The sequence below is a fragment of the Flavobacterium sp. DSR2-3-3 genome (assembly GCF_049896585.1).
Classification (GTDB): Bacteria; Bacteroidota; Bacteroidia; order Flavobacteriales; family Flavobacteriaceae; genus Flavobacterium.
Map to the genome: position 1 here is coordinate 196,342 of NZ_JAFCUP010000004.1, position 26,520 is coordinate 222,861.

General features: G+C 33.6%; 22 protein-coding genes. 12 read left to right on the forward strand and 10 right to left on the reverse strand.

What is annotated here, in order from left to right:
• Positions 1–53 precede the first annotated feature (53 nt).
• The 3 genes from ACP7AQ_RS07315 to ACP7AQ_RS07325 all read left to right on the forward strand — a co-directional run bounded on the left by ACP7AQ_RS07315 (position 54) and on the right by ACP7AQ_RS07325 (position 5,638).
• A complete protein-coding gene (locus tag ACP7AQ_RS07315) occupies positions 54–1,595 on the forward strand; it encodes an acyl-CoA carboxylase subunit beta (protein ID WP_426094982.1) in 1,542 nt (513 codons plus the stop codon).
• Between the two features lie 428 nt (positions 1,596–2,023).
• A complete protein-coding gene (locus ACP7AQ_RS07320) occupies positions 2,024–4,135 on the forward strand; it encodes an ATP-binding protein (protein ID WP_426094983.1) in 2,112 nt (703 codons plus the stop codon).
• Between the two features lie 144 nt (positions 4,136–4,279).
• Positions 4,280–5,638, forward strand: coding sequence for an NAD-dependent succinate-semialdehyde dehydrogenase (locus tag ACP7AQ_RS07325; RefSeq protein WP_426094984.1), 1,359 nt, complete (start codon positions 4,280–4,282; stop codon positions 5,636–5,638).
• A gap of 129 nt (positions 5,639–5,767) precedes the next feature.
• On the opposite strand, the gene ACP7AQ_RS07330 is transcribed toward ACP7AQ_RS07325, so the two are convergent.
• Both ACP7AQ_RS07330 and ACP7AQ_RS07335 read right to left on the reverse strand, forming a co-directional pair.
• On the reverse strand, positions 5,768–6,247 hold the full coding sequence (locus ACP7AQ_RS07330; RefSeq protein WP_426064235.1) for a hypothetical protein: 480 nt from the start codon (positions 6,245–6,247) through the stop codon (positions 5,768–5,770).
• Between the two features lie 65 nt (positions 6,248–6,312).
• Positions 6,313–6,453 carry a hypothetical protein gene (locus tag ACP7AQ_RS07335; RefSeq protein ID WP_426094985.1) on the reverse strand — a complete coding sequence of 47 codons (141 nt, stop codon included), beginning with the start codon at positions 6,451–6,453 and terminating at the stop codon, positions 6,313–6,315.
• A gap of 774 nt (positions 6,454–7,227) precedes the next feature.
• Here ACP7AQ_RS07335 and ACP7AQ_RS07340 point away from each other — a divergent pair.
• The gene (locus ACP7AQ_RS07340; protein ID WP_426094986.1) at positions 7,228–8,277 is read left to right on the forward strand and encodes an outer membrane beta-barrel protein; all 1,050 of its coding nucleotides are present in this window, start codon (positions 7,228–7,230) and stop codon (positions 8,275–8,277) included.
• A gap of 450 nt (positions 8,278–8,727) precedes the next feature.
• Here ACP7AQ_RS07340 and ACP7AQ_RS07345 read toward each other — a convergent pair whose 3' ends face one another.
• The 8 genes from ACP7AQ_RS07345 to ACP7AQ_RS07380 form a co-directional block, all read right to left on the reverse strand.
• Complete coding sequence (locus tag ACP7AQ_RS07345; protein WP_426094987.1) at positions 8,728–8,883, reverse strand: hypothetical protein; 156 nt, start codon at positions 8,881–8,883, stop codon at positions 8,728–8,730.
• 224 nt (positions 8,884–9,107) lie between these two features.
• Positions 9,108–9,854, reverse strand: coding sequence for a hypothetical protein (locus ACP7AQ_RS07350; protein ID WP_426094988.1), 747 nt, complete (start codon positions 9,852–9,854; stop codon positions 9,108–9,110).
• Between the two features lie 160 nt (positions 9,855–10,014).
• Positions 10,015–10,683 (reverse strand): hypothetical protein, encoded by a 669-nt coding sequence (locus ACP7AQ_RS07355; protein ID WP_426094989.1) that lies wholly within the window; start codon positions 10,681–10,683, stop codon positions 10,015–10,017.
• Positions 10,684–10,883: 200 nt separating this feature from the next.
• Positions 10,884–11,234 (reverse strand): hypothetical protein, encoded by a 351-nt coding sequence (locus tag ACP7AQ_RS07360; RefSeq protein WP_426094990.1) that lies wholly within the window; start codon positions 11,232–11,234, stop codon positions 10,884–10,886.
• A gap of 643 nt (positions 11,235–11,877) precedes the next feature.
• A complete protein-coding gene (locus tag ACP7AQ_RS07365) occupies positions 11,878–12,471 on the reverse strand; it encodes a hypothetical protein (protein ID WP_426094991.1) in 594 nt (197 codons plus the stop codon).
• Positions 12,472–13,255: 784 nt separating this feature from the next.
• Positions 13,256–13,957 (reverse strand): SIMPL domain-containing protein, encoded by a 702-nt coding sequence (locus tag ACP7AQ_RS07370; protein ID WP_426094992.1) that lies wholly within the window; start codon positions 13,955–13,957, stop codon positions 13,256–13,258.
• A 606-nt stretch (positions 13,958–14,563) separates the two neighbouring features.
• Positions 14,564–15,019, reverse strand: a complete 456-nt coding sequence (locus ACP7AQ_RS07375; RefSeq protein ID WP_426094993.1) for a hypothetical protein — start codon at positions 15,017–15,019, stop codon at positions 14,564–14,566.
• A 174-nt stretch (positions 15,020–15,193) separates the two neighbouring features.
• A complete protein-coding gene (locus ACP7AQ_RS07380; protein WP_426094994.1) occupies positions 15,194–16,237 on the reverse strand; it encodes a tyrosine-type recombinase/integrase in 1,044 nt (347 codons plus the stop codon).
• 283 nt (positions 16,238–16,520) lie between these two features.
• On the opposite strand from ACP7AQ_RS07380, the gene tgt reads away from it, so the two are divergent.
• The 8 genes from tgt to ACP7AQ_RS07420 all read left to right on the forward strand — a co-directional run bounded on the left by tgt (position 16,521) and on the right by ACP7AQ_RS07420 (position 26,456).
• A complete protein-coding gene (gene tgt / locus ACP7AQ_RS07385; RefSeq protein ID WP_426092130.1) occupies positions 16,521–17,651 on the forward strand; it encodes a tRNA guanosine(34) transglycosylase Tgt in 1,131 nt (376 codons plus the stop codon).
• Between the two features lie 73 nt (positions 17,652–17,724).
• Complete coding sequence (locus ACP7AQ_RS07390; protein ID WP_426094995.1) at positions 17,725–18,813, forward strand: LptF/LptG family permease; 1,089 nt, start codon at positions 17,725–17,727, stop codon at positions 18,811–18,813.
• Entirely contained in the window at positions 18,800–19,687 is an 888-nt protein-coding gene (locus tag ACP7AQ_RS07395; protein WP_426094996.1) for a DMT family transporter, read from the forward strand. Before ACP7AQ_RS07390 ends, ACP7AQ_RS07395 begins: the two co-directional genes overlap by 14 nt.
• A 115-nt stretch (positions 19,688–19,802) precedes the next feature.
• Positions 19,803–20,756 (forward strand): acetyl-CoA carboxylase carboxyltransferase subunit alpha, encoded by a 954-nt coding sequence (locus tag ACP7AQ_RS07400; protein ID WP_426092127.1) that lies wholly within the window; start codon positions 19,803–19,805, stop codon positions 20,754–20,756.
• A gap of 140 nt (positions 20,757–20,896) precedes the next feature.
• On the forward strand, positions 20,897–22,441 hold the full coding sequence (dnaB, locus tag ACP7AQ_RS07405) for a replicative DNA helicase (RefSeq protein WP_426064723.1): 1,545 nt from the start codon (positions 20,897–20,899) through the stop codon (positions 22,439–22,441).
• Between the two features lie 381 nt (positions 22,442–22,822).
• Positions 22,823–23,221, forward strand: a complete 399-nt coding sequence (locus ACP7AQ_RS07410; protein WP_426094997.1) for a hypothetical protein — start codon at positions 22,823–22,825, stop codon at positions 23,219–23,221.
• 1,768 nt (positions 23,222–24,989) lie between these two features.
• Positions 24,990–25,784: a sensor histidine kinase gene (locus ACP7AQ_RS07415; protein WP_426094998.1), complete on the forward strand. Its 795-nt coding sequence runs from the start codon at positions 24,990–24,992 to the stop codon at positions 25,782–25,784.
• Between the two features lie 3 nt (positions 25,785–25,787).
• Positions 25,788–26,456, forward strand: a complete 669-nt coding sequence (locus tag ACP7AQ_RS07420) for a response regulator transcription factor (RefSeq protein WP_426094999.1) — start codon at positions 25,788–25,790, stop codon at positions 26,454–26,456.
• Positions 26,457–26,520: the final 64 nt, after the last annotated feature.

Below are 26,520 nucleotides of genomic sequence, written 5' to 3' on the forward strand. Positions count from 1 at the left end.
TTGAAGGAAAATTAGATAAAAATTAGCGGATCAGCGGTTAAAAAAGAACAAATATGAAAGACAAAATAAATATATTAAACGATAAAATTGCTGAAGCTCATTTGGGTGGAGGTAAAAACAGAATTGCAAAACAACATTCCAATAAAAAACTTACTGCAAGAGAACGTGTCAATTATTTAATGGATGAGGGTTCTTTTGAAGAAATTGGTATGTTGGTTACACACCGAACATCTGATTTTGGAATGGAAAAAGAACTGTATTACGGGGATGGTGTCATTACGGGATATGGAACCATAAACGGACGATTAGTATATATTTTCGCACAGGATTTCACGGTTTTTGGTGGCTCGTTATCCGAAACCCATGCCGAAAAAATCTGTAAAGTCATGGATATGGCAGTCAAAATGGGAGCGCCCATGATTGGACTTAATGATTCTGGTGGCGCTCGTATTCAGGAGGGTGTTCGATCTCTGGGTGGTTACGCCGATATTTTTTATCGAAACGTACAAGCTTCAGGAGTGATTCCGCAAATCTCTGCTATTATGGGACCCTGCGCGGGTGGAGCTGTATATTCTCCAGCAATGACTGATTTTACGATGATGGTTGAAGATACCAGTTATATGTTTGTAACAGGGCCGAATGTTGTGAAAACCGTAACGAATGAAACCGTGACTTCGGAGGAATTGGGTGGTGCGAGCACACATTCTAGTAAATCGGGTGTGGCGCATTGCACGTCGGCTAATGATGTGGAATGTCTGGAGGATTTAAAACGCTTGTTGAGCTATTTGCCGCAAAGCAATAAAGAAAAAGCACACAATTTACCTTACGACCTGAACGATGAGGTTCGTACTACACTAGCGAATATTATTCCCGATAATCCAAACAAACCGTATGACATGCACATGGTGATTGGGGGAATTATTGATGAAGATTCTTTTTTTGAAATTCATAAAAATTATGCCGAAAATATTCTGGTTGGTTTTGCCCGATTGGCAGGAAAAAGCATTGGAATTATAGCAAACCAACCGATGGTTTTAGCAGGCTGTCTTGATGTGAACAGTTCGAAAAAGGCGGCTCGATTTACCCGTTTTTGCGATTGTTTTAATATTCCGTTATTGGTTTTGGTGGATGTACCGGGCTTTTTGCCTGGAACCGATCAAGAATGGAACGGGATTATTGTTCACGGTGCAAAATTGTTGTACGCTTTAAGTGAAGCAACCGTGCCGAGAGTTACCGTGATTACTCGTAAAGCTTACGGTGGTGCGTATGACGTGATGAACTCGAAACACATAGGCGCCGACATGAATTTTGCTTGGCCAACAGCTGAAATTGCCGTAATGGGAGCTAAAGGGGCATCTGAAATTATCTTCAAGAAAGAAATAAATGAAGCCGAAGATCATGAAGCAAAACTGTTAGAAAAAGAAGCGGAATACGCTGATTTGTTTGCGAATCCGTACACTGCAGCGCAACGTGGTTTTGTAGATGAGGTAATTTTACCCGAAGACACCAGACGCAAATTGATAAAGACCTTTAGCATGCTCGAAAATAAAGTAAGCATTACTCCTAACCGAAAACACGGGAATATACCTTTGTAATTATTAGATAGAATTAAATAAAAATTAATTTTTGAACTGCCCCAAAAAGTTACATACTATTTGGGGTTTTTTATGAAAAAAAATTGGAGAATCCGAATGATGTTTTATGATGTAAGAATTATTCATTTCAGATTTCGTCATAATTATTATTTGGTTCCGGTGTCAGGGGGAACAATTTTTTGAAAAATAAGAAGATATAAATTGGAATAGAATCTATGAGATAAAATTTTAATTAGAGCACAAGTTGGATAAAGATTTGGATTTTAGCAACTTAAAAACAAATTGTGTTTATGATAAAGTACGTTAGTTTAAATTGTTGAGTTTTTTTTATGACAAAAAAAGCCTAACTTGCGCCAGCTAAAAAAGTGATATATCTTACAAAACTACAGGTAAGATGATTTGGTTATTTTTTTATTTTCTTACGTCATATGAAGAGATTATTGAACCTAAATACGTATTTTAAATTATTGTTGTTGATTGCATCAGCAACTGTGTTCTTTTTTATTCTATACACTTCATTGTACCTTTATACCGTTCAGGAAGAGAATCGTTTTTATAAAGTGACCTACGACCAATATAATAATGAGGTAAAATCATTATTCAGGCTGAACTCTAAAACGCATACTGCAACAATTATTGATGTTACATTTTGGGATGAATTAGTCAATTTTACCAAAAAAAAGGATGAAAAATGGTACAATAAGTATGTAGTAAGCGAATTTGAATCGTACGAAGTGGATTATATTGGAATTTATGGTTTAAATCAAAAAATAATAAATAAGACAACATCTGCTAAGCTTAAAAGCTTTGATTTTATTCCAAAAGCGATGATGACTTCACTTTACAAATCTAAATTGAAAAGGTTTTATATAAAAATTCCTGAGGGAATTGTTGAGGTTTTTGCTGCAACAATTCATCCTTCAAATGACCCAAAAAAGAATAAAACAAAACCTTCGGGCTATTTTTTTATCGCGAGGCTTTTAGACAGATCCTTTTTTACTTCACTTGGGAATATTAGCAGTTCTAAAGTTAATTTAGTTGCAGTGGATCACGTCGTTAATGCTGAGGATGATTTTGTCACTGTTGCAGTGGATTTAAAAGATTGGAAAAACAATGTGGTCAGCAAATTACTTTTTAAAAGGCCTTTTAATTTAAATTATAGCAAAACGAAAGAAATTCTTTTTATCGTTGTTGTAGCCTCTTTGTTTAATATTTTAATTTTTACTTTTTACACTAAAAAATGGGTTTATAATCCATTAAAATTGATTAAAAATATTCTGGAAACCGGAAATGTCACTTCTATATATAGTTTAAAAAAATCCAAAGGAGAGTTTGGTTACATTGGAAATCTCTTTGAAGAGAATAGTAATCAAAGGAAGCAATTAGAAATTTCCAAACAAAAAGCAGAGGAAAGCGATACGCTAAAATCTTCTTTTTTAGCTAATTTATCACATGAGATTAGAACGCCTATGAATGCCATTATGGGATTCAGTGATTTGCTTACGGATGCTAATCTGACGGAAAAAGAGAAATTCGAATATTTGAAAATTATCAAAAACAGCGGAAATAATTTAGTGTCAATTATTGAGGATTTAATTGAAATGTCCAGAATTGATGCAAAGCAAATTACACCGAATTATAAAGGGTTGAATATAGAAAAATGCATTGCCGAATTGCATAAATCTATCAAAATTACCATTCCCAAAGAAAAAGATATTGAGTTTTATGTAGTAGAAAGTAGCGATAAGATTCAGAAAAATATTGTTACCGATGAGACAAAACTGAAACAGGTAATTGGAAATTTAATAACGAACGCTGTAAAATTTACAGAAAAAGGCTTTGTTTCTTTTGGATATTTCATAGATAAGGAAAACGATGTTTTAGAGTTTACGATTCAAGATTCTGGTTTAGGAATTAGTAAGGATCATATAAAAGTTATCTTTGACAGATTCAGAAGAATCGAAGACAATGCAACTACCGAAATAACAGGATTGGGACTTGGTTTGTCTATCACGAAGGCGTATGTGGAAATGCTGGGCGGAAAAATAAGTGTAGAATCAACTATGGGAATTGGATCTGTTTTTACATTTACAATACCGTTAAAGTATGATGAAACTGTTGTGGAAAGTATCCCAAAAATAAAGATATCTTTTTCTGGAAATTATGAGAATGAGATTATTTTGATCGCGGAAGATGACAATATTAATTTCTTGCTGTTAAAGAAAATTATAGAATCAAAAAAGCATACCGTTTTACGCGCTAATAATGGTCAGGAAGCAGTAGATATTTGTGCTGAAAACCCCCATATAAGTTTAGTTTTCATGGATATAAAAATGCCAGTCTTAAACGGTTTCGATGCGTTTGAACAAATCAAAATATTAAAACCGGAACTACCTGTTATTGCCCAAACGGCGTATTCATCCTTTGAAGACAAAGAGCGAATCATGCAATTCGGTTTTATGGACTATATTACAAAACCATTGGACAAAGAAAAAATATTCGAATTATTGGATACTATTTTTGTGGAAATTAATTCTTAAAATTTAATAATAAACAGCACTTAAGATTTCTATTTGATTACTTTTATTATTCTATTTGTCTTTGTTTTTGAATTAATCGGATTGCCTGCTTCCTAAATGATTTTCAATTTTTTTAAAACATACAGACAAGGAATTTCAAATATAATGAACATGATATTTAAATCGATAAATCCATTTTCACAAGAAGTGATTGCGGAATATGAAGTTTTGACGAATGCACAACTCAATCAAAAACTACATATTTCTGAAACCGCTTTCCAGAAATGGAAAACTACTTCTTTTCAGGAAAGAGCAGACAAGATGCAAAAATTAGCTCAGATTCTCCGCGTAAATAAGGAGAAATTAGGAATGCTAATTACAAATGAAATGGGTAAGATTTTATCTGAAAGTATTGCCGAAGTAGAAAAATCAGCGGAAAATTGTGACTTTTATTCAGAACACGCGGAGCAAATGCTAAAAGAGGAAATTTACGATACCCCTTTTAAATCGATGTCGGTTTATGATCCATTGGGCGCCGTGTTTGCCATTATGCCGTGGAATTACCCGTTTTGGCAAGTATTACGTTACGCTGCTCCCGCAATTATGGCGGGGAATGTTACACTTCTAAAACATGCTCCAAATGTTACAGGCTGCGCTAAAGCTATTGAAAACGCATTCTTAGAAGCTGGTTTTCCCGAAGGTGTATTTCAACAAATTATGATTGACATTCCTCAAGTCGAGCTTGTAATTGCTGCTGATATTGTTTGCGGCGTTACATTAACTGGAAGTGAAATGGCAGGCTCTTCCGTGGCTTCGTTGGCTGGAAAGCACATCAAAAAGGCGGTAATGGAATTGGGTGGTTCTGATGCTTTTATCATTTTGAATGATGCTAATATCGAAAAAGCGGTAACAATTGCAACACAATCCAGAATGCTCAACGCTGGTCAGGCTTGTATCTGTGCCAAACGATTTATAGTTACCGAAAAAGTAGCGGATGAATTCGCCGCACTGTTTGCACAAAAAATACAATCAATTCAGCAGGGAAATCCATTACAGCAAGGAATACAAATGGGACCTCTGGCCCGCTTGGATATAGCCGATAAATTAGCGGATCAACTGGAAAAATCATTACATCAAGGTGCTAAATTAATAGTGGGCGGGGAGCGGGATGATTGCAATTTTCAACCCACGCTAATTGATTTTGTGGATTCAAATAATATAGCGTTTCAGGAAGAAACTTTTGGGCCATTGGCAACAATTATTAGAGCTAAAGATGAGAATGATGCTATAGCGATTGCCAATAATCACAGATATGGTTTGGCTGCTTCACTATGGACTGAAGATCGTGAGCAAGGTTTACAGTTGGCCAGAAAAATAGAGGCAGGCAATGTTTTTGTAAATTCTCTTGTTCGCTCTGATTCCAGAATTCCTTTTGGAGGAATAAAAAAATCCGGTTATGGAAGAGAATTGGGAACTATAGGAATAAAAGAATTCATGAACATGAAATCAGTGATTATCCAATAGCTGAGACTATTGGGTAAAACAGTAGCGTGCTAAATATATGAAAATCGAGATTAGAACTTGCAGACGCAAATCTACTCTCGATTTTTTCTTTTTTGTTAAAAACTTACAGCATTCGCATTCGCTGTATCATCAATACGTGTACATTACCGCTTTCAAATTTTTTGGTTTATCGGAAACAATTACAATAAATGGAGATCCTTTGAGCGCTGCATTTTGTTTCAATCTTTTTTTTGCTGCATCCAAAAAAGATTGATTGGTTTCTCCCTTTGTTTTTCCTAAAAAACTAGTGACAATGCCGGATTCTTTCAAGCCTTCGGTTTGAGACGGTTTCAATACGATTATTTTCGTGTAGTCAGCTTTTCCTGAAAGCGCTATTTTTTCGGATATGGTTTTCGTCTCTGTTTTTGATTTTTCGTGCAATTTAGAAATTGCATATTGACTAATGCTCTTTTCTTCTTGACTTTGTGCGGTGGTGTAGTACAATAAATTATTTGCTATTTTAATGAAATTCACCTCCATTTTTTTTCCGTTATGTGTGGTGATTTCATGTGTTTGTGCTACTAATGACATTGTTATTAATAGCGTGAGTATTGTGTAAATATTTCTCATTTTTTTGGGATGTAGGTAGATTTATTGAAGCTTTTTTGGAACCTAATTTTATTTTTTTAGCAAAACTAAAACGAATATCCGTTTTTTGGTGGAGATGTCACATTTTTTAAAGCATTTTCTTTTGCTTTAAACAAGTAGGAAGAATTGATGTTCTTTTTTTTGAATGGGCTGTAATCTAAGCTATTGAAATTTTCAATTATTGCCATAAAAAAAGTTTTAGTTTTGTTTTCCAAATTATTTTTTTCTGTGTTCTTTTCGGATTGCTCGTAAAAATCATATTTTTTTTCATTGGATAAAGTAGCAAATTGATCACTTTACCAAACAAAGGTGAAACTGACAAATAACAGCACTACAAAGATTTTGCTCAGCAGTTGAATCATGTTTTAAATGTAATAAAAAATGAATTTACTAAGAATTAAAATTTTCATAAAAAAGCAAAACTATTGGCACTTTTATTTGGACTGTCATGAGTCGCACTTAAATTGGTGATTAAGAACTTTTTTATAAAAACAGATGAATTGACTATGCTCATTTTTTATGTTTTAAAGAAAAGTATAATTATCGTTTATTTTTATTAAGAACTATTTATCATGGGGTATAATTATTTAAAAATATGTATTTTGGGTTATTTGCTTATTTAAAATATACTTTATTGTTTTTCACTATATAAAAAATGGGGTATATGGTTAATAGGTAATTATTGAATTTTTAAAATTTTTTCTTTTAAATGTGGAATATCCATTTATTGTTGTTCATTTTTTGTTATTGATAATTCTTCTTTAATCAACGTAAAAAAGTTATAAATAGTAATTTTAGTGAAATAAAAGTTAATAAATTCGTTTCAGGTAAAGGAAAATAGAATATCAAAAAGAGCATTAAAAACATGTTTTTTGATATCAACTGAAGTCCTCTTCTTAAAAAAAGTATTAACCAAAACCAAAAAATCACCAAACTAGAGTACTAATTAAAACCAACTAAAGATGAAAAACCAATTCGCTTCGATTGCAGTACTGTTAACAACAACAGTTACATTTGCACAACAAACAACGTCTGCACCTGCAACTATTTTTGCGGGTTCTGCAGATGCGTACTACAAATATGATTTTTCCGGAATAGATAATAGTTTAACCAGTTTTACAAATTCTCACAACTCATTTGAATTGGGAATGGCTAGTCTCGAGGCTTCTCATAAAATGGGGAAAGCAGCTGTTTTTGTTGACTTGGGTTTCGGAAAGAGGGCGTCGCAATTTACCTATAATGATGATTCGGCTACATTTATGATTAAACAATTATTTTTTACATATGAGTTTTCAGATAAGTTCAAAGTAACTGCGGGAAGTTTTGGAACTCACGTCGGATATGAACTATTGGATGCAGTAGATAATAAAAACTATAGTATGTCTTATGCGTTTACGTACGGTCCGTTTTTTAATACAGGTGTAAAAGCACAGTATATTTCCGGAAAGTTTAGTTTTATGGCAGGAGTGTCAAACCCAACAGATTTCAAGACTACTATTGAAGCCGGTTCTTCTCAAAAAACATTTGTTGGGCAAGTTGCATTTTTAGGGGATACTGGAAGCGCTTATTTTAATGTAACTTCAGGAAGCAGTAACCCATCTTCTGATGAAAATAAAACTCAGTTTGACTTTGTTGGTACAAAAAAATTGAGTGATGCTTTTTCATTAGGTTTCAACGGAACATATGCAATGACTATCAATGATTTTGATAGTACTTTGGATGGAGAATGGTTTTCTTTGGTTGGATATGCGAATTTAGCTTTAAATGAAACATTAAGTCTGGCTTACAGATTAGAATATTTTGATGCTAAAGAAGCGACTGCATCACTTGGTTTGTTGGCAGGAAGAAGTTTGGTAGGGAATACATTATCGTTGAATTATAAGGTGGGAAATTTAACAATTATTCCGGAGTTTCGTTTAGATACAGCATCTGAAGATATATTTTCAAATAGTGATGCAGCGCCAAAAGGAGTTACGGCTTACGCCTTGCTCGCAACAACTTATTCTTTTTAATAACCTGGTTTTTTTTTGCAGCCAAGATGCTGATACGTATATTAGACTGCCCCAAAAAGTTAGATATGTTTAGAGTATTTTTATGTAAAGAAAATTCAATATGATTATGCGTTTGAGCTTGAATGAGTAAAATTAGTATTTGAAAATATTATTCTTAGCCGCAGTCAATTATAAAAACAACTCCATTCATTTTTCTTTGGTTGTTTTTTACACAATTTATTAAAATGCTTTATAACGGCAGTTCGTATAAGTACCTTCGTTGTCCCTTGTTTGAGTTAATCAGTAAGTAAATATATGTGATTTAAAATATAATTAAAATTCTTTCTGAGAAAAGTCAATTGATGAATTTTGAAATAAAACAACCCATATAAAGCATTTAAAATATCTTTTACGATCCAAAAATGTTGTGCTGATACTTTTAGATACTGTTTTAAACGATCTGGATCAATTTTAGACAAAATCGAAAGTAAATCCAAAATCAGGAGGTTTTAAACTATTTACACAAAGGTCAATGAGCCTGATTTTGTTGTCTTGCGCAATGGCATCATCAATCGATGAAGCAAAAAGCGGGAGTTGGTTTCTGTTAATTCCGTTGATGAATTTCATCCTTAAATATAATAAAAACCAACGAGTTATGCAAATTATTTGAACGATTTTTAATACAATTTATTTAACAGGGAGAAAGGAGGTTATTAGACAGTTTGACGTTTTGCTGCTTTGAGATGGCTGGAAGTTCGTAACCGCTCAATTTTCGGCTTAACGAAAACTTGATGCGAGACGGAAATTCCACTAAACTCCAGCTATATCAAAACAGCTGTTATGCAACGGTTTTATTTCTTCTTAAGGTAAATTTCAATTACACCACCTTTACCTTTTTCACCATATTTTTCGACTGCATTTTTATCTTTCAAGACAGTTATTGAGTCTATATCTTCGGGTTTTAAATCTCTAATTATTTCTTCGGTTGTCTCTTTTCCGTCTACAATATAGAGGGTATTAATTTTAGTCTTTTCGTAATAAGAATAACAGTTAGAAACAATGTCTATTCCTTCTACTAACTGTTTTGAATAATACTTTTCATCAACTGGATATTGAGGGCTTTTGTCTTTGTTGATTTTCATATAAAAATAAATTTGATCATCTTTTTTTATTCCATAATAATCAGAACAACCTCTAGAAGTCCATGAGTTTAATGAGTCATATTTTTTTATAATATCTTCGGCTTTTAAAGTTTTTATTTCAACATAATTTCCGTCGGGAAGAAATCCTTTAAATTCACTTGTTAAGTGAATTTTTGCAATAATATTATTGTCGGATTGATATTTTTGAAAAATCACGCCAGGATACAATTTACTTTCATATCCGATTCTATTTTCAAATCTGCCATCTTTAACAAAACCATCAGAACACAAATCCATTTCTTCAAGACTTACTTCTTTTAATTCGGCATCTTCACTCTTTAAATCATTAATTGTTAATTCACAAAATTTAATTTTGGAAAGGTTAATTGTATCGTTATTCTGCGATAAAGTATTGATTGAAATAAAAAGTAATAGCACAATTGTTATTTTTCGCATATATGTGTTTTCTAAACTGTTGCATAACGTTTCCTTGCTAGAGCTTGTGGCGGCTTGTGGAAAGCTTTTTTTCCATAACCGACCAAGCGAAGTTATGAAAAGTAAACGAACAATTTACCGAAAAACTAGCCATAAGTTTTAGCAAGTGTTGTGAGAAGTGCTAATTGTAGAATGTGTCGAAAAAACTTAGCATTGGACTTATAGACTCAACTTCACTAACGCAAACCTGTTGTATCAGTTGACCTTTAGCGTCACTCAACTTTTCAAAATATCCGTCAATCGAGTAACCAAAATATAAATGTTTTATTTGACGATAGAAAAATCGAGATTTAATTACGGTTGTTTGTTCGTGAATTGATTCATGATTCTCTATGCTTACATTATCTCTCAAAATAGAATCTGTAAGTTTTGCTTTCCCAAAAATTTCTTCATCATCTTTAAATGATTGTTTACAAATAATAGGATATTTTTGATTTCTTGTCGAAAAAACGGTGATGGAAACAATGTTAGGCTCTTTATTCAAAGTTGTAAAAATTACTTTTGCATTTTCCAAAATATAAAAATAAGCAGCAATTTCGCCAATAGATTCCGTCGAAGTTTCGATTCTGTTTGCTTGCCCAAATTCTTGAATAATTTTGTCAATAGAAATTTTTCCAGGCTCATACTTATTAAGGAAATCGGAATCTAATATTTTTAATTTAGGATTACCGACAGTCAAAGTTTGTCTTTCCTCTCTTTGCTTTCTAAAATATGCGATTGTTTCTTGGACGCCCAACACAACTAGTCCTCCTGCAATCCCACACCCAATATTAACTAAAATTGCATTCATATGATGTTGTTTTTTAAGCATTTCTCACAACGTTATGCCACTTTGAGATGGCTGGAAGTTCGTAACCGCTCAATTTTCGGCTTAACGAAAACTTGATGCGAAACGATAATTCCACTAAATTCCAGCTAGCTCAAAATGGCGGTTATGGGCTGTTTATGTTATTTCAAATATATATTCTAATACTCTCTGCTTTTCAATTTTCACTTTAAATAGCTTTCAATAATCATTATTAAAATCATAATCCCTACTACTATTCCGCCAACTTTTAGATACAATTTCATTGCTTTTTTTCCGTCTCGATAATCCGAAGTTGGGATTGTTTCTGTATGAGCAATAATTCCGTTTTCGGTAAAAATTTTATCAAGCTTTATTCTGTCGGCATCTAATATCAAATATCTAATTCCGTTTTCAAAATTTGGCTGATTTTCTATATCACTATAATATTCGATATTGTTATTTTCTAATTCAAATTCAAATATAATTTTGTCTTTCGGCAAAACGTATATTTTCAGATGTGCTTTGAATAGTATTTCAGGATTGTTTTTCGTCACTTTTCGGTTTTTAAATAGCCCATAACGTCTTGGTGCTACACGTGGTTTGGGACTAAATTAGCGTAATTTTTCGGTTTAACCAAATTCTTACAAATACAAACCTATTTCCCCATTAAGCCAATTGCCCAAATCACGTGTAGCAACTGTTATGCAGGGTTGTGACACACACGCTGAGCACGAATGTACATCGATTTCAATTATCTATTCCAATTGCGAACGCCATTCCGCCTTCCAATTATCGATTCCAATTGCGAATAAATTTCCTCCTTCCAATTTTCCGCTTCAAATAGTTTCCGCATTATAAGCCCAACTTTGAAAAGCTTCAATTAAATCTCAAAAAAAAATCGACAAAAAAATTCCGCCCTCGGTTGTCCGAAAAGCGGTTCACGTTTGTTTGTCCGCAACAATTAAAAATCGGATTTCGGTCAGCTCGGTTTCAGCGGCATTAAATTCTTTTCCTGCTAAAATGTCTAATTAAAATCGGTTGCGTCTCGTTAACGGAGCAATCCGGCATAACGTCCCGCTGCTTTGAGATGGCTGGGAGTTCGTAACCATTCAATTTTTGGCTTTACAGAAAATATGGTGCGAAACGGTAATTCCACTAAATTACAGCTATCTCAAAACAGCTGTTGTGCGTTTGGCTTTATTTTTCGGTTGCATTTATTCGGATTTTAGATATTATTCGGTTAAACATATTTAATGCTTCATAATCTAAAACCTTTGTAATTCTATCGATTCTGTCTTTATAAATTTTGTACTCTATGTTAATTTCAAAAATATCATTATCATCTATTAGTTTATTTAAATACTTTAATTCAGTATTCAGAAGTTTTAGTGCTTCTTCTTTAAGGTTAAAAGGTGAGTTAATTCCAATGGTAGAATACTTTTCCATAGAGCAAAAACACATCATTAATCCGTCATTGAAATTATCCTTAATAAGTGTAGTTCCTCTGTCACTATAAATTAATCCAATCTGGAAATCTAATTCAGATTTTAAAACCATTAAATTATGTTCATAGTCCTTATACTTCTCGTTTTGTTTGTCTCTTTCGGTATTTATTTCTGTCATCTTGGAGTTCCAACGTTCGAGGATATTTACATATGTAAAAACTCCACTAAATGTAATCAGAACTGCAAAAACGACAAGAATAAGATTTGTATCACTGCTTCGTTGGGTAATATAGTAATCTTCTTTAAACGTCTTTTCAGAATTAAAATCAATTGAGTTTTTATTCAAAGAGTTTATTCTAGTTTCTAAAACATTATTATTATGATACTCAACACAACAAAAAACAATCAAGCCAAATAAAATTGAAGTGTAAATAAGATGAATGTTTATTTTCATAAAAAATTTGGTTTATTATTATTCTGTCGGTTTCGGTTCTCCAAGCTGACGCACAACGTCTTGGTGCTACACGTGGTTTGGGACTAAATTAGCGTAATTTTTCGGTTTAACCAAATTCTTACAAATACAAACCTATTTCCCCATTAAGCCAATTGCCCAAATCACGTGTAGCAGCTGTTATGCAGGGTTGTGACACACACGCTGAGCACGAATGTACATCGATTTCAATTATCTATTCCAATTGCGAACGCCATTCCGCCTTCCAATTATCGATTCCAATTGCGAATGAATTTCCTCCTTCCAATTTTCCGCTTCAAATAGTTTCCACATTTTAAGCCCAACTTTGAAAAGCTTCAATTAAACCTCAAAAAAAATCGACAAAAAAATTCCGCCCTCGGTTATCCGAAAAGCGGTTCACGTTTGTTTGTCCGCAACAATTAAAAATCAGATTTCGGTCAGCTCGGTTTCAGCGTCATTAAATTCTTTTCCTGCTAAAAGGCCTAATTAAAATCGGTTGCGTCTCGTTAACGGAGCAATCCGGCATAACGTTCCGCTGCCTGTGGCTGTTGTGGAGGTTCGTAACCTTTCAAATTTTGGCTTAACGTAAAGTTTATGCGAAACGATAATTCCACTAAATCCCACAATAGCCACAGACAGCTGTTGGGCAATCGTATTTTTATTCTAGTTTAAATGTCGCTTTAACTTCGGTTTCAATTTTTATTTTTTCGAATTCAATGTTAATCGGTTCAAAATTGTCTTTTTCTTTTAGGCTAGCCATTCCAGAAATTTGAATTCCCGCAACTCGTCGGCTTAACATATTTGAAATATTATTGTAATCTGATATGTAAATTGCATTTCCAACTTTTTGATTTAGCGGTTTTGTCATTGCAATTGCTTGGTTTTTAGCTTTCAAAATTGCTTTGCTTTTTAAAGTCAAAATCATTTCTTCAGCTTTTGAGAATTCTGTTTTTTCTAAAGTGACATTTGCAATTTCAATTTCTTCTAATCCGATTATTACTTTACCCGCAGTTTTAGCATTATAAACTATCAGAGAATAGTTTTTGCTTTTCTGAATATCTTGCTGTTTTAAAAAGTATTTTTTGTAGTTACTAGATAAATCATTTAAAGTCAGTTGTTTTTCCGTTGCAATTCCGAGAGATTTTAATTTCTCATTCATTTTTCTTTCTTGTTCTTCAACAGATATTTTGCCTTTTGTATCTTTTTCCGTAATCATAATATTTAGATAAATTTTATCTGGAACTACTAAAGTATCAACTTTAGCGGAAGTTTCAATATATGGCAAATCGATAAAATTTTTTGTCTGGGCGAAACTTTTAGCTGACAATAAAATCAAACTTAATACTATAATTTTTTTCATTTTTTCGGTTTAGTTATTTTCGGTTAATATGTTGCCCAACGTACCGGCCGCTTGGCGAAGGGAAAAAAGGCCTTGACGGTGTCAAGATTTGGCCTTTTTTTCTTTCGCCAATCGGCCTGTTGGGGGAAGTTACTGATTTTTCAGTAATGGAGTTGGCGGTACTACTCCAATATTTTTCAATTCAATTATTTTAATGAAACTATTATTTATTGCGCTTAGCAAGCCTGCTAGGCGAAGTCAATAATAGGGTTTTTGGGCTCTATTTTTTTAGGATTTAAAGTTTTCAAAAAAAAAGGTCTTGACTTTGTCATTTTTTTTAGATAACTTAGCCAAGTCTTTACGTTGCCAAACGTTTGAAAGTGAACTTTATACGATTCTAATCGAAAGACTTGAAGCGAAATTCATTTCCCTTTTAAATCCCAAAAAATATCCCGAAAATTCATTGTGCAAATAACGGGTAGGACTCGCCAATTTCGCCCAACGTCCCGCTGCTTTGAGATGGCTGGAAATTCGTAACCGCTCAATTTTCTGCTTAACGAAAACTTGATGCGAAACGGCAATTCCACTAAACTCCAGCTAGCTCAAAACAGCTGTTGTATGCTGTTTTTATTCTTTTAAATCTGTTTTGTCTTTAAGTATTGAATAGATTTCCGCCGTTTCTTTCGAAATTCTTGACCAACTAACTACTGAAGGCTGATGAAATTCCAATGCTTTATTGTTACATATTAATCTTAAAATGAAGTTTTGTCCTGCATTACAAGTTTTAGTATGAATTGTATATTCTTTTAAAGTTATTAGTTTATATGCATTTGAAAATAACTTTTGCTTTTCAATTTCTGTCAGTTTAAAAGATTTATTTTCTATGATAGGTTTTTTGTTGATTATTTTTTCAGTTTCAACTCTACCAATATTACTTTCAATATCTATTATGATTCTGCTTTCGTCAATTATAATTTCTAATTGTTCTCTACAAAAATTTTCATCAATTATATTCTCATTTTGTTCTTTCTTACAATAAACTAAAGTTAGAAATAGAAGTAAAAATATAATTATTATTTTCATTTTCGATTTGATAGATTTTTTGGATATCTCAAATTTATTTTTGATTCCGATTTTCAGTAAAATAGCATACAACTTGTATATACTCGCTACAAAGTAGCGACAATCTACCCAATTTAGGATGGATAGTCGCTACGGAGTAGCGTATTTTTATCAAATGTATAAATAATATTTTTATTACAAATCATCAAAAGGACTTTTTATTTGTTGGATACTTTTTGTACTTACGTGGGTATATATTTCGGTCGTTTTGCTGCTATTGTGTCCCAATAATTCTTGAATGTACCTCAAATCGGTTCCGCTTTCAAGTAAATGCGTAGCATAACTGTGGCGTAACCAGTGCAAAGTAACGGGTTTTCTAATTCCTGATTTTTGTATGGCTTGTTTTAAAACTTGTTGTAAGCTTCTATCATCATAGGGCTTTCCTTTGATTTGTCCTTCAAATAAATACGTTGTGGGTTTAAATACTTTATAATACTCCCGTAGCATTTCTAAAATTTTTGGGCTTAATGGGACTATCCTGTCTTTTTTGCCTTTTGAATTTTTAAGCAATACAATATTCCGCATCGAATCTATGTGAACGGGCCGGAGAGCCAATAATTCGCCACAACGCAGGCCACAACTATAAATCAATGAAAGCATCATTTTATGTTTGATGTTACTATGAGCGTTTAATATCAATTTTATTTCTTCTTTGCTTAATACATTGGGTAAAAGTTTAGCTCGTTTTGGTCGGTGAATTTTATCAACTTCAATTTTTGTTGCTCTGACTGTCATAAAATACAGTTTTATAGCGTTAACGATTTGGTTTTGGTAAGATGCTGACAAATTATTCTTTAAGATATAGTCATTGTTGTAAATGATTACATCGTCATTTGTGATTTCGGAAATGGGTTTTTCCCGATAGAAAATCAAAAAGGATTTCAAGGCATCGCTATAGGTAGTAATGGTACTTTCACTATACCGTTTAGAACACATCCATTGTTTGAATTTTTCGATTTGTGTTATTCCTTCGCTTGAAGGGACCAAATTTGCAGGGGGCGCTATGTTAAAACGCAGTCTGTTTTCCTCTGTGTCTGGGAGGTGCCAAACCGTTTTTTGCTGGCTCCACCGTGCGCCTTCTATTTGTTTGATCCTGGCAATCAGGTCTTGATTTTTTTCAAAATAAACGGCAATTCTATTTTCACTGTTGTGTTTTATCAGTTTTGCTGCCCAAGTCATATCGTGTTGATTTTGTGATTGAAAGATAGTAATTATTTTGGTAAATGAGGTTTTATTACTGCAATGTCGCTGGTGGTATTAAGGCTGTTTTGCGTGAGGGATAAAAGTGAAAATCCTTTTATGAAGCGTAGCGGAATAAAAGATTATAGCGGATAGCCCGACCTTTTTAGGGCACGCCCCAATTGATTTGCTAAATCTTGATTAATTTTTTAAATTATCTAATTATCTAGTTTTCAAATTAACCTATCTTTGCCCGCCGAACAATCGGAAGAAATATGCCAATATGAAGTTTGATTTATTAAAAAAAGATCCGCTGTCTAAAGCCAGAGCGGGAAGTATTACTACTGATCATGGGGTGATCGAAACCCCAATTTTTATGCCTGTTGGAACCGTAGCTTCAGTAAAAGGAGTGCATCAGCGGGAATTGAAAGAAGATATAAATCCGGATATTATCCTGGGAAACACTTACCACTTATACTTGCGTCCGCAAACCGAAATTCTTGAGAAAGCCGGTGGTTTGCATAAATTTATGAACTGGGACCGTAATATTTTGACGGATTCCGGAGGATACCAAGTGTATTCGCTTTCGGCCAACCGAAAAATTAAGGAGGAAGGCGTGAAGTTCAAATCGCATATCGATGGTTCCTATCACTTCTTTACACCAGAGAATGTGATGGAAATTCAGCGTACCATAGGTGCCGATATTATCATGGCTTTTGATGAATGTACTCCGTATCCGTGTGATTACAACTACGCTAAACGCTCGATGAAAATGACGCACCGCTGGCTGGACCGTTGCATCAATCATTTAGAAACACAGCCTGTTAAATACGGGTACGAACAAACGTTTTTCCCAATTGTCCAAGGAAGTTGTTACAAAGACTTACGCCAACAATCAGCAGAATATATTGCAAATTCCAATCAACAAGGAAATGCGATCGGCGGACTCTCAGTAGGGGAACCTGCCGAAGAAATGTATGCCATGACTGAAATTGTTTGTGAAATTCTGCCCGAAGACAAACCGCGGTACCTGATGGGTGTGGGAACTCCAATAAATATTCTCGAAAATATTGCGCTTGGAATCGACATGTTTGATTGTGTAATGCCTACGCGCAACGCCAGAAACGGAATGTTGTTTACAGCAAATGGTACGATTAATATCAAAAACAAAAAGTGGGAAGCTGATTTTTCGCCCGTTGACGAAATGGGAATCACCTTTGTAGATACAGAATACACCAAAGCGTATTTGCGTCACCTTTTTGCTGCCAATGAATACCTCGGGAAACAAATTGCTACGATACATAATCTTGGTTTTTACATGTGGTTGGTTCGTGAGGCCAGAAAACATATCTTAGCGGGCGATTTCAAGCCTTGGAAAGAAATGATGGTGAAAAATATGAACCAGAGACTGTAAAATAATTATGAGTTATAAATTATGAGTTAGCACGCATCTCATAATTCATAACTCATAATTCATAATTTAAAATATGCTAACAATAATTGACAAATACATCGTAAAAAGATATTTAGCCACATTTGTGGTGATGCTGTTGTTGTTTATCCCGATAGGAATCGTTGTGGACGTATCTGAGAAGATCAATAAAATGCTGGAAAATAAAGTTCCGATTTTAGAGATAGGTCTTTATTACTACAACTTTACGGTTTATTTTGCGAACTCTCTTTTTCCGATATTTTTGTTTTTATCGGTGATTTGGTTCACGTCAAAACTGGCGAATGATACGGAGATTATCGCTATTTTAAGTTCGGGGATTTCATTTACACGATTTTTGAGACCGTATATTATAGGCGCATCTATCGTTTCTGTTTTTGTATTGTTAATGGGATTTTTTGTTGTTCCAGCTGCCAGTGAAGGCTTTAATAATTTCAGATACACGTATTTGAAAGGAGGCGGAAAAGAAGCGATGCGCGGTGATAATACAGATGTGTACCGCCAAATCAATGACAATGAGTTTATTTATGTAAACAGTTTTAATACCGAGTCTAAAACAGCTTTTAATTTTTCATTGGAAAAATTTAAAAACGAAAAACTTATCCATAAAATCACTGCCAGCAGAATACAATGGAATCCAAAAGACAGTACTTACACGATGTTTGATTACACGAAAAGAACAGTGGGTGAACTGAATGATAAAATTGAAAAGCTACCCCAAAAAGATGCTGTTTTCGCGTTTGATTTAGAGGATTTAACACCTGTAGTTTACATTGCAGAAACTTTAAGTTTAGGAAAATTGAATGCCTTTATCGAGAAAGAAAGAGAAAGAGGATCTTCTAACATCAATGTGTATTTGGTGGTATTATATAAAAAATACAGCGTTCCGGTATCGGCATTTATTCTCACTATCATTGCGGTTGCGGTTTCTTCAATGAAACGAAGAGGAGGAATGGGGACCAATTTAGCCATTGGAATTGCATTGGCTTTTGCCTTTGTGTTTTTTGATAAAATCTTTGGCGTATTAGCCGAAAAATCGAGTATTCCGCCAATGTTAGCCGTTTGGTTGCCTAATATTGCTTTCGGAATTTTAGCCATTTATTTATTACGAAATGCAAAACGATAATTTAAAAAGTTACTTAAACCTTCATTTAATTGTTTTTATTTGGGGTTTTACCGCCATCTTAGGCGCTTTAATTACTATTACAGCAGATGCTTTAGTTTGGTATCGCATGTTTTTTGCCGGGGTATTTTTAGCCATTTTTATACTATTAAAGAAAAAATCGTTCAGAATCCCTTTAAAATCTTTTCTCAAATTAATTTTTGTCGGCTTGTTGATTGCATTGCACTGGATCTTCTTTTTCAAAGCGATCCATGTTTCCAATGTGTCAATTACGCTGTCGGTTTTTTCGTTGGGTGCTTTTTTTGCATCAATACTAGAGCCATTGTTTTATGGTCGAAAGGTATTGTGGTACGAAGTTTTTTTTGGACTCATCATTATCGCTGGATTGGCACTGATCATGAAGGTCGAAATCAATTATCTTGACGGAATGTTATACGCTCTGGCATCGATTATATTAGGCGTTTTATTTACGTTAATGAACGGAAAACTGATTGCAGATCACGATCCTTCGGTAATTTCTTTTTATGAATTTCTGGCGGGCGTTTGTTTCATCTCGATTTACTTTTTGTTTCAAGGGAAATTCACTTGTGACTTTTTTGTATTGACCGCTAATAATTGGATTCTAATTCTGATTCTGGCTTCCATTTGCACGGCGTATGCCTTTACAGCTTCGGTGAAAGTAATGCAGAAATTAACACCATACACCGTAATGTTGACGACGAATCTGGAACCGGTTTACGGCATTGTGTTGGCGTATTTTATCCTTGGAGGAAAAGAAAAAATGAGTTTTGAATTTTACATTGGCGCACTGATAATCGTCATCACCGTAATCCTGAATGGTGCTATTAAACACTATCAAAAGGGCAAAACAGAATAAGAATCTACTGCTTTGTTGAAGCAGACTTTTACACATAAATAGAATATTTACCTTTTCGACCGATTTAAAATTTTATATTTGCGGTTCCAAATAAAAACAAAAACGCAAAAATCCTATGGAATATTTAGATTTTGAGCTTCCAATAAAAGAACTAGAAGAACAGTTAGACAAATGTCTCATTATTGGTCAGGAATCAGATGTTGATGTAACGAATACTTGCAAACAAATCAACAAGAAACTAGAAGAGACTAAAAGAAAAATATACAAAAACTTGACTGCTTGGCAGCGTGTACAACTTTCCAGACACCCAAGTCGTCCGTATACAATGGATCACGTTCGCGCTTTGTGTGGCGACACTTTTCTGGAACTTTTTGGCGACAGAGGTTTTAAGGATGACAAAGCCATGATAGGTGGTTTAGGAAAAATTGACGGACAATCGTTTATGATTGTGGGACAACAAAAAGGATTTAATACCAAGACGCGTCAGTTCCGTAATTTTGGAATGGCCAATCCGGAAGGATATAGAAAAGCGCTGCGATTGATGAAAATGGCAGAGAAATTTGGCATTCCTGTTTTGACTTTGATTGACACTCCGGGAGCTTATCCTGGATTAGAAGCTGAAGAACGCGGACAAGGAGAAGCGATTGCCAGAAACATATTTGAAATGATTCGTTTAAAAGTGCCTATTATCACTGTTATTGTTGGTGAAGGAGCTTCTGGTGGAGCATTAGGAATAGGAGTGGGTGACAAAGTATACATGATGGAAAACACTTGGTATTCCGTTATTTCTCCAGAATCATGCTCGTCTATTTTATGGAAAAGCTGGGAATATAAAGAACAGGCTGCTGAGGCCTTGAAATTGACTTCAGCTGACATGAAAAAACAAAAATTAGTGGATGATATTATTCCGGAACCTTTAGGTGGAGCGCATTACGACAGAGAAACCACTTTCAAAACGGTGGAGCAATATATCATGAAAGGTTTTAACGAATTGAAAGACTTATCAACAACCGAATTAGTGGCTCAGAGAATGGAGAAATACAGTAAAATGGGCGAGTATAAAGAGTAAAATCTTACAAAATATAATTTGATCCGAAGCCTTACCGTTTCGGATTTTTTTTGGGTTATAAACAAAAAATAGTTACTTATGAACATTTATTTGTAACAACTCAATGCCAATTTTTTTTTTATTTTTGCTACTTTCGCTCTATGGAAAACTTCAGAAATATTAGTCCTGTTAAGGTTGATAAAACTACTATTATAAGCCTTGAAAAAGGAAAATTGCAACCGCAAGTTCTCGATTTAGAAGAGGCTGTACTGGGTGCCATGATGATTGACAAAAAAGGGGTTGATGATGTAATTGACATTCTGCAGCCCGATGCTTTTTACAAGGAAGCACACAAACATATATTTGAGGCTATCGTTCAATTGTTTACAGAAACGCAGCCTATTGACTTATTAACCGTTTCTGCGCAGCTCAAGAAAAATGCAAAATTAGAATTGGCAGGCGGTGATTTTTACTTAATTCAGCTTACGCAAAAGATATCGTCTTCTGCACACATCGAATTTCACTCCAGAATCATACTTCAAAAATTTATTCAACGCAGTTTGATTCGGATTTCGACTGAAATTATTGAAGAATCCTATGATGAAACAACAGATGTTTTTGATTTATTAGACAGAGCCGAATCTAAATTATACGAAGTAACACAAGGAAATATAAAACGTAGTTCGGAGACGGCGCAGAGTTTAGTATTGCAAGCCAAAAAACGAATTGAAGAAATTGCAGGCCAAGAGGGTTTGAGTGGTGTTGCAACCGGTTTTGACAAACTGGACAAGATTACTTCAGGCTGGCAGCCAAGCGATTTAATCATTATAGCGGCAAGACCTGCAATGGGAAAAACAGCATTTGTACTATCGATGGCTCGAAATATGGCAATCGATTACGGAATGCCAGTGGCCTTATTTTCTCTGGAGATGGCATCTGTACAATTAATTACCCGTTTGATATCCTCAGAAACTGGTTTGTCATCGGAGAAATTACGTACCGGAAAACTGGAAAAGCACGAATGGGAACAACTGAGTACCAAAGTTAAGAATTTAGAAAAAGCACCTCTGTTTATTGATGATACACCTTCATTGTCTATTTTTGATTTAAGGGCTAAATCAAGACGTTTGGTTTCACAACACGGAATCCGAATTATTATTGTCGATTATTTGCAATTGATGACAGCTGGAGGAAACGGAAAAGGTGGAGGAAATAGAGAGCAGGAGATTTCAACGATTTCACGAAACTTAAAAGCATTAGCCAAGGAATTGAACGTTCCTGTAATTGCCCTTTCGCAATTGTCCCGTGCGGTAGAAACTCGTGGATCAAGCAAAAGACCTTTATTATCTGATTTACGTGAATCGGGAGCGATTGAACAAGATGCGGATATTGTATCTTTTTTATACCGTCCCGAATATTACAAAATTGACGAATGGGATGACGATGAAGCTTCACCAACTGCGGGTCAGGCGGAAATAATGATTGCCAAACACCGTAACGGGAGTATAGAAAACGTTCGACTGAAGTTTATAGGACATCTCGGAAAATTTGATAATCTGGAAGATTATAGCGGTGGTTATGATGATTTACCATCCAGTATGAATCAGGATGATAATCCTTTTATCACCAAAAATTTACCGTCTGCCAATGACGCGTTTGGAAGCAATTTGAATGATCCGGATGATGATAGTGATGTTCCTTTTTAACATACGTTCCTTTTTTGAAATACGATTCAAGCCTACTTTTGTAGGCTTTTTTGTAATTAATACCATTTTAGTTTTTAAAATACCGGAATATTTATTGTTAATAGTGTCATTTCAACCAAGGAGATTTAAACGAAGTGAACAAGTGAAACAAATCACATCAAGTTATTCAGATTATAAGATTTATTTCTTTAAGTGTCAGGATCTAAATGGCAAATGTGTGCTTATTATTCCAGTGAATAAAAAAGTAAAACTGGAAATATTTAATTAATGTAACATTTTTTATATTGTACATAAACCTTTTCTTCATAAAAGAAAAAAAAACAGTACTTTAGATTTTCTTTTTCTTAACGGAATAGTAGTATAACTAAAAAACTAAACATTATGTCAGAAGAAGCCGTAACAGGTAACAATGCATCTGAGGGTGCAAAAAAAGTAAACACCATTTCGCTAATAGAGGCAAAAAAATGGGCCAAGCGATGGAAGAAAAAAGAAGGGAACTACAACAAACACCACGAATTAAATGCCTTTTTAATTCCAAAAATAGATTTATTGGAGGTATTGACCGAAGACGTTGATGCCGTGAGAGCCTATATTGGGATTGATGATAATGGAGTGGAGAAACTAATGATCGTAGGTACGAAATACGATCCGTTAACAAAGATTTATGTCGATATGATTACCGTTGGGGTGGGGAATGAGCCAGCCGGGCAAGATGATATTTATGATTTTACAACTCCTTGTCCAAATGCTTGTGATAAAAATAGCCCGCTTAATCAGTAGCCGCTTGATTTTAAAAGTTTGAAATTTGTGTAACATTAAAATTTAAGAATTATACTTCAAGACAAAAACTTATTAGATTATATCTCTAACGAAGTGTACAAATCAGTGAAAGGATAATGTGATGACATCTACTCTGGTTTACAAAACGCTGTATTGGTAGATAAAAATATGATTTTGAGCATACTAAGTATTTCAGAAAAAATAGTAGGTATTCGTTTTATGTATGGTTTAAAGGACCATTTAAATCTTAACTCTATTCGACTTTTATTGATACCGTGTTGCAAATTAGATTTCGGCAGCTAATGTATTCCGATTTTAACAAAAAATGGTTATCGTGAATATTTTGGGAATCGTTATTTTGTAGATGAAGTATCTGAATTATTAGTAATTTTTGTACAGTATCAAATGCAATTTAATGATGCTTTAGAATATAAAAAAAACAATAAGAGGAGATTTTTTTGGTGAGAATTCTTTGGATAACAGGTTTTAGAATTAGAATTGCAAGTTTATGGCTTTTCATTTTGAGATAAGTGATAACATTATTAAGTCCGTTCTCTTACCTTAAAATGATCAAACGCGAAATTTTGCTACTGTTTAAATGGATTCGACCTCCAATGCTTCGAGGTTGTGATGGATATTAGACAAGTTTAGCAACATTGATGGTTGAAAAATATTCTACAGAGCGTGAATTGAATTTTTATAGAAAGTTCATTGATGTGATATTTTTTTAAAATTGGATGGGAGTAGCAAGTAAAACGAAATGTATTATTTTGTCTCACCTTTAGTAAGCAGTATGATTAAAATGCAGGATTATATGGAAGAAGCTCTTTCTACGATATACTATGACAAAAGAGTTCTCTTTAAAGCATTGCTTAAAATAATAAATTAGAAGAGGCTTTTGTATGGCTAAAGAGCAAATTTGATGAGTTGGAGGGAGAATAAAATGTTGCTTTAATTTAATAGTCATAGAGATTTGTTGTTTTTATGTCGCGTTGTTTTTTAAGCAATGATTCATATTTTATGTAAATAGAAAAAAAATAATGGCAATTATCAATTAAAACTATGTACTAAAAGACTTATTAGAAAAGCATTCGTCAAATAAATCAACTATAAAACTTAACGAGATGGGGTCGTATACCACTATAAATTTAATGTTTTTGCCCTATGGAGCAAAGGAAATCTATGAATTGTTATATAAATCAGCCAATTACCTGTTAGCTTTTAACATACTTTTATTTCTAAAAACCGCTGTTAAGGAAAAAATCTTTGTAATATTTTTCTGCTATCTTTTGACAGTAGGTGTGATTCAATTCTATTCAACTTATTTATTTAATAAACGCATTAATAATATTTGGTTGTCCCACTATTATTTCATTTCTCAATTTTTATTTCTTAGCTTCTTTTATTATTATTTACTAAAAAAAAGGAAAATAAGAATTGTCATTGGCGGGATTATAATTTTTACGATGGTCGTTTTTACATTTCAATATTCGATTGAGGATCATGTTTTTGAAAAGTATAATTCATTAGGAATTTTTATCACGCAAGTTGTAATTTCGTCCTTTGCAGTAATATATTTCTTAAATACTCTTACTAAAGAAAAGTCATATTCATATATAAATTCCGGTATTTTTATTTATATGTTAACAAGTTCGTTAATTTTTGCGGCAGGAAATTTATTAGTTGAAACTAGTCCTTCTTTATATATGTATTTTTGGGTATTAAATGCTTTCTTTTGTTTATTATATCAAATCTTAATTAATATCGAATGGTGGAAGAGCTTTTATCGGAGGAAAACAGATTAGTTTTAATTGTTGCACTTGGGGTCTTTCTAATATTATTCATGGCTTTGTTGCTAATACTTTTCTTTAAACTTTCACAAAGAAAAATCATTCAAAAAGAATTGGAAAAAAAAGATTTAGAAATTAAGTATCAAAAAGAGCTTTTAAGTGCTGTTATTATTACACAAGAAGAGGAACGCAAGCGTATTGCGCAAGATTTGCATGATGATATTAGTTCTAAACTCAATATAGTTTCATTAAACAGTCATTTGCTGACCGCGCCTAATTTAAGCGCTAATGAAGTAATTGAAATCACAGCGAATATTATTAATCTTGCACACAAAGCATTAGATAATTCAAGGAAAATTGCACACGGTTTGCTACCGCCGGTTTTAGATAAATTTGGATTGCATGCAGGCGTGGAGGAATTATGCATGGAATTTAGCAGTTCCAAAGCTGTAGATATAGATTATCAAAATAAAACGACATTTGCTATTTCAGATAACGATAAACATTTGCATGTGTTTAGAATTTTGCAGGAACTGATGAATAATTCATTACGGCATGGAAAAGCCACGGTTATTTCCATTCTTTTTGAAGAAGAAAATGGTGTAAAAAATTGTCATTACACGGATAACGGTACTGGTTTTGAAATAAAAAATAATAAAAATCAGCAAGGTCTCGGAATGAAAAATATAGAAAGCAGAATCGCTTTTTTGAACGGTAAATTGACCTTAGAATCAACATTAAACAAAGGGATTTCCGTAGTTTTTAATTTTTAAATAATGAATAAAACTATAAAAATTGTATTAGTGGATGATGAAATTCTTTTTAGAAAAGGAATTTCTTTTTTATTGGGGCGCGAGACAAATATTAAAATTATTTTTGAAGCGTCTGATGGGAACGAATTGATTTCTTTTCTCCACAACAATAAAAATAATCACCCTGATATTATTATCATGGACTTAAAAATGCCCGGAATAAATGGTGTCGAAGCAACAAAGATTATGCATGCCGAGTTTCCTGAGTTAAAAATTATTGCATTAACGAGTTATAACTCTAAATCTTTTGTCGCAAATATGATTGATGTGGGTGCGGTTTCGTATTTGATAAAAACCGCGACGCCCCAAGAATTACTGACAACTATAAATGAAGTTGCAGAAAAAGGATTTTATTATACGGATCATGTGATGAAAATCATTCAGGCGGACGTGTTGACTTCTAAAAAAACAAAAAGCATATTAGACACTACTTTTTTAACCGTTCGGGAAATTGAAGTGCTTAAGCTTATTTGTTCGCAAAAGAGTACAGTTGAAATTGCAGATGCTCTTTTTATTAGTCCAAGAACCGTTGAAGGACATAGAAATAATTTGTTGTTGAAGACAGATTCAAGAAATATTGCAGGCTTAGTTGTCTACGCAGTTCAAAATCAAATTATGCTGCTTGATGTCTAAGATTGCAGGTTAAATTCAAAAGTAAGAGCAATAGAGTTTATGGTTAGTAGGTATTTCTGGCGTT

Coding starts and splice junctions, on each gene's coding strand:
- ACP7AQ_RS07315 (WP_426094982.1), top strand. CDS start 54: ATGAAAGACAAAATAAATATATTAAACGATAAAATTGCTGAAGCTCAT.
- ACP7AQ_RS07320 (WP_426094983.1), top strand. CDS start 2,024: ATGAAGAGATTATTGAACCTAAATACGTATTTTAAATTATTGTTGTTG.
- ACP7AQ_RS07325 (WP_426094984.1), top strand. CDS start 4,280: ATGAACATGATATTTAAATCGATAAATCCATTTTCACAAGAAGTGATT.
- ACP7AQ_RS07330 (WP_426064235.1), bottom strand. CDS start 6,247: ATGAGAAATATTTACACAATACTCACGCTATTAATAACAATGTCATTA.
- ACP7AQ_RS07335 (WP_426094985.1), bottom strand. CDS start 6,453: ATGGCAATAATTGAAAATTTCAATAGCTTAGATTACAGCCCATTCAAA.
- ACP7AQ_RS07340 (WP_426094986.1), top strand. CDS start 7,228: ATGAAAAACCAATTCGCTTCGATTGCAGTACTGTTAACAACAACAGTT.
- ACP7AQ_RS07345 (WP_426094987.1), bottom strand. CDS start 8,883: ATGAAATTCATCAACGGAATTAACAGAAACCAACTCCCGCTTTTTGCT.
- ACP7AQ_RS07350 (WP_426094988.1), bottom strand. CDS start 9,854: ATGCGAAAAATAACAATTGTGCTATTACTTTTTATTTCAATCAATACT.
- ACP7AQ_RS07355 (WP_426094989.1), bottom strand. CDS start 10,683: ATGAATGCAATTTTAGTTAATATTGGGTGTGGGATTGCAGGAGGACTA.
- ACP7AQ_RS07370 (WP_426094992.1), bottom strand. CDS start 13,957: ATGAAAAAAATTATAGTATTAAGTTTGATTTTATTGTCAGCTAAAAGT.
- ACP7AQ_RS07375 (WP_426094993.1), bottom strand. CDS start 15,019: ATGAAAATAATAATTATATTTTTACTTCTATTTCTAACTTTAGTTTAT.
- ACP7AQ_RS07380 (WP_426094994.1), bottom strand. CDS start 16,237: ATGACTTGGGCAGCAAAACTGATAAAACACAACAGTGAAAATAGAATT.
- tgt (WP_426092130.1), top strand. CDS start 16,521: ATGAAGTTTGATTTATTAAAAAAAGATCCGCTGTCTAAAGCCAGAGCG.
- ACP7AQ_RS07390 (WP_426094995.1), top strand. CDS start 17,725: ATGCTAACAATAATTGACAAATACATCGTAAAAAGATATTTAGCCACA.
- ACP7AQ_RS07395 (WP_426094996.1), top strand. CDS start 18,800: ATGCAAAACGATAATTTAAAAAGTTACTTAAACCTTCATTTAATTGTT.
- ACP7AQ_RS07400 (WP_426092127.1), top strand. CDS start 19,803: ATGGAATATTTAGATTTTGAGCTTCCAATAAAAGAACTAGAAGAACAG.
- dnaB (WP_426064723.1), top strand. CDS start 20,897: ATGGAAAACTTCAGAAATATTAGTCCTGTTAAGGTTGATAAAACTACT.
- ACP7AQ_RS07410 (WP_426094997.1), top strand. CDS start 22,823: ATGTCAGAAGAAGCCGTAACAGGTAACAATGCATCTGAGGGTGCAAAA.
- ACP7AQ_RS07415 (WP_426094998.1), top strand. CDS start 24,990: ATGGTGGAAGAGCTTTTATCGGAGGAAAACAGATTAGTTTTAATTGTT.
- ACP7AQ_RS07420 (WP_426094999.1), top strand. CDS start 25,788: ATGAATAAAACTATAAAAATTGTATTAGTGGATGATGAAATTCTTTTT.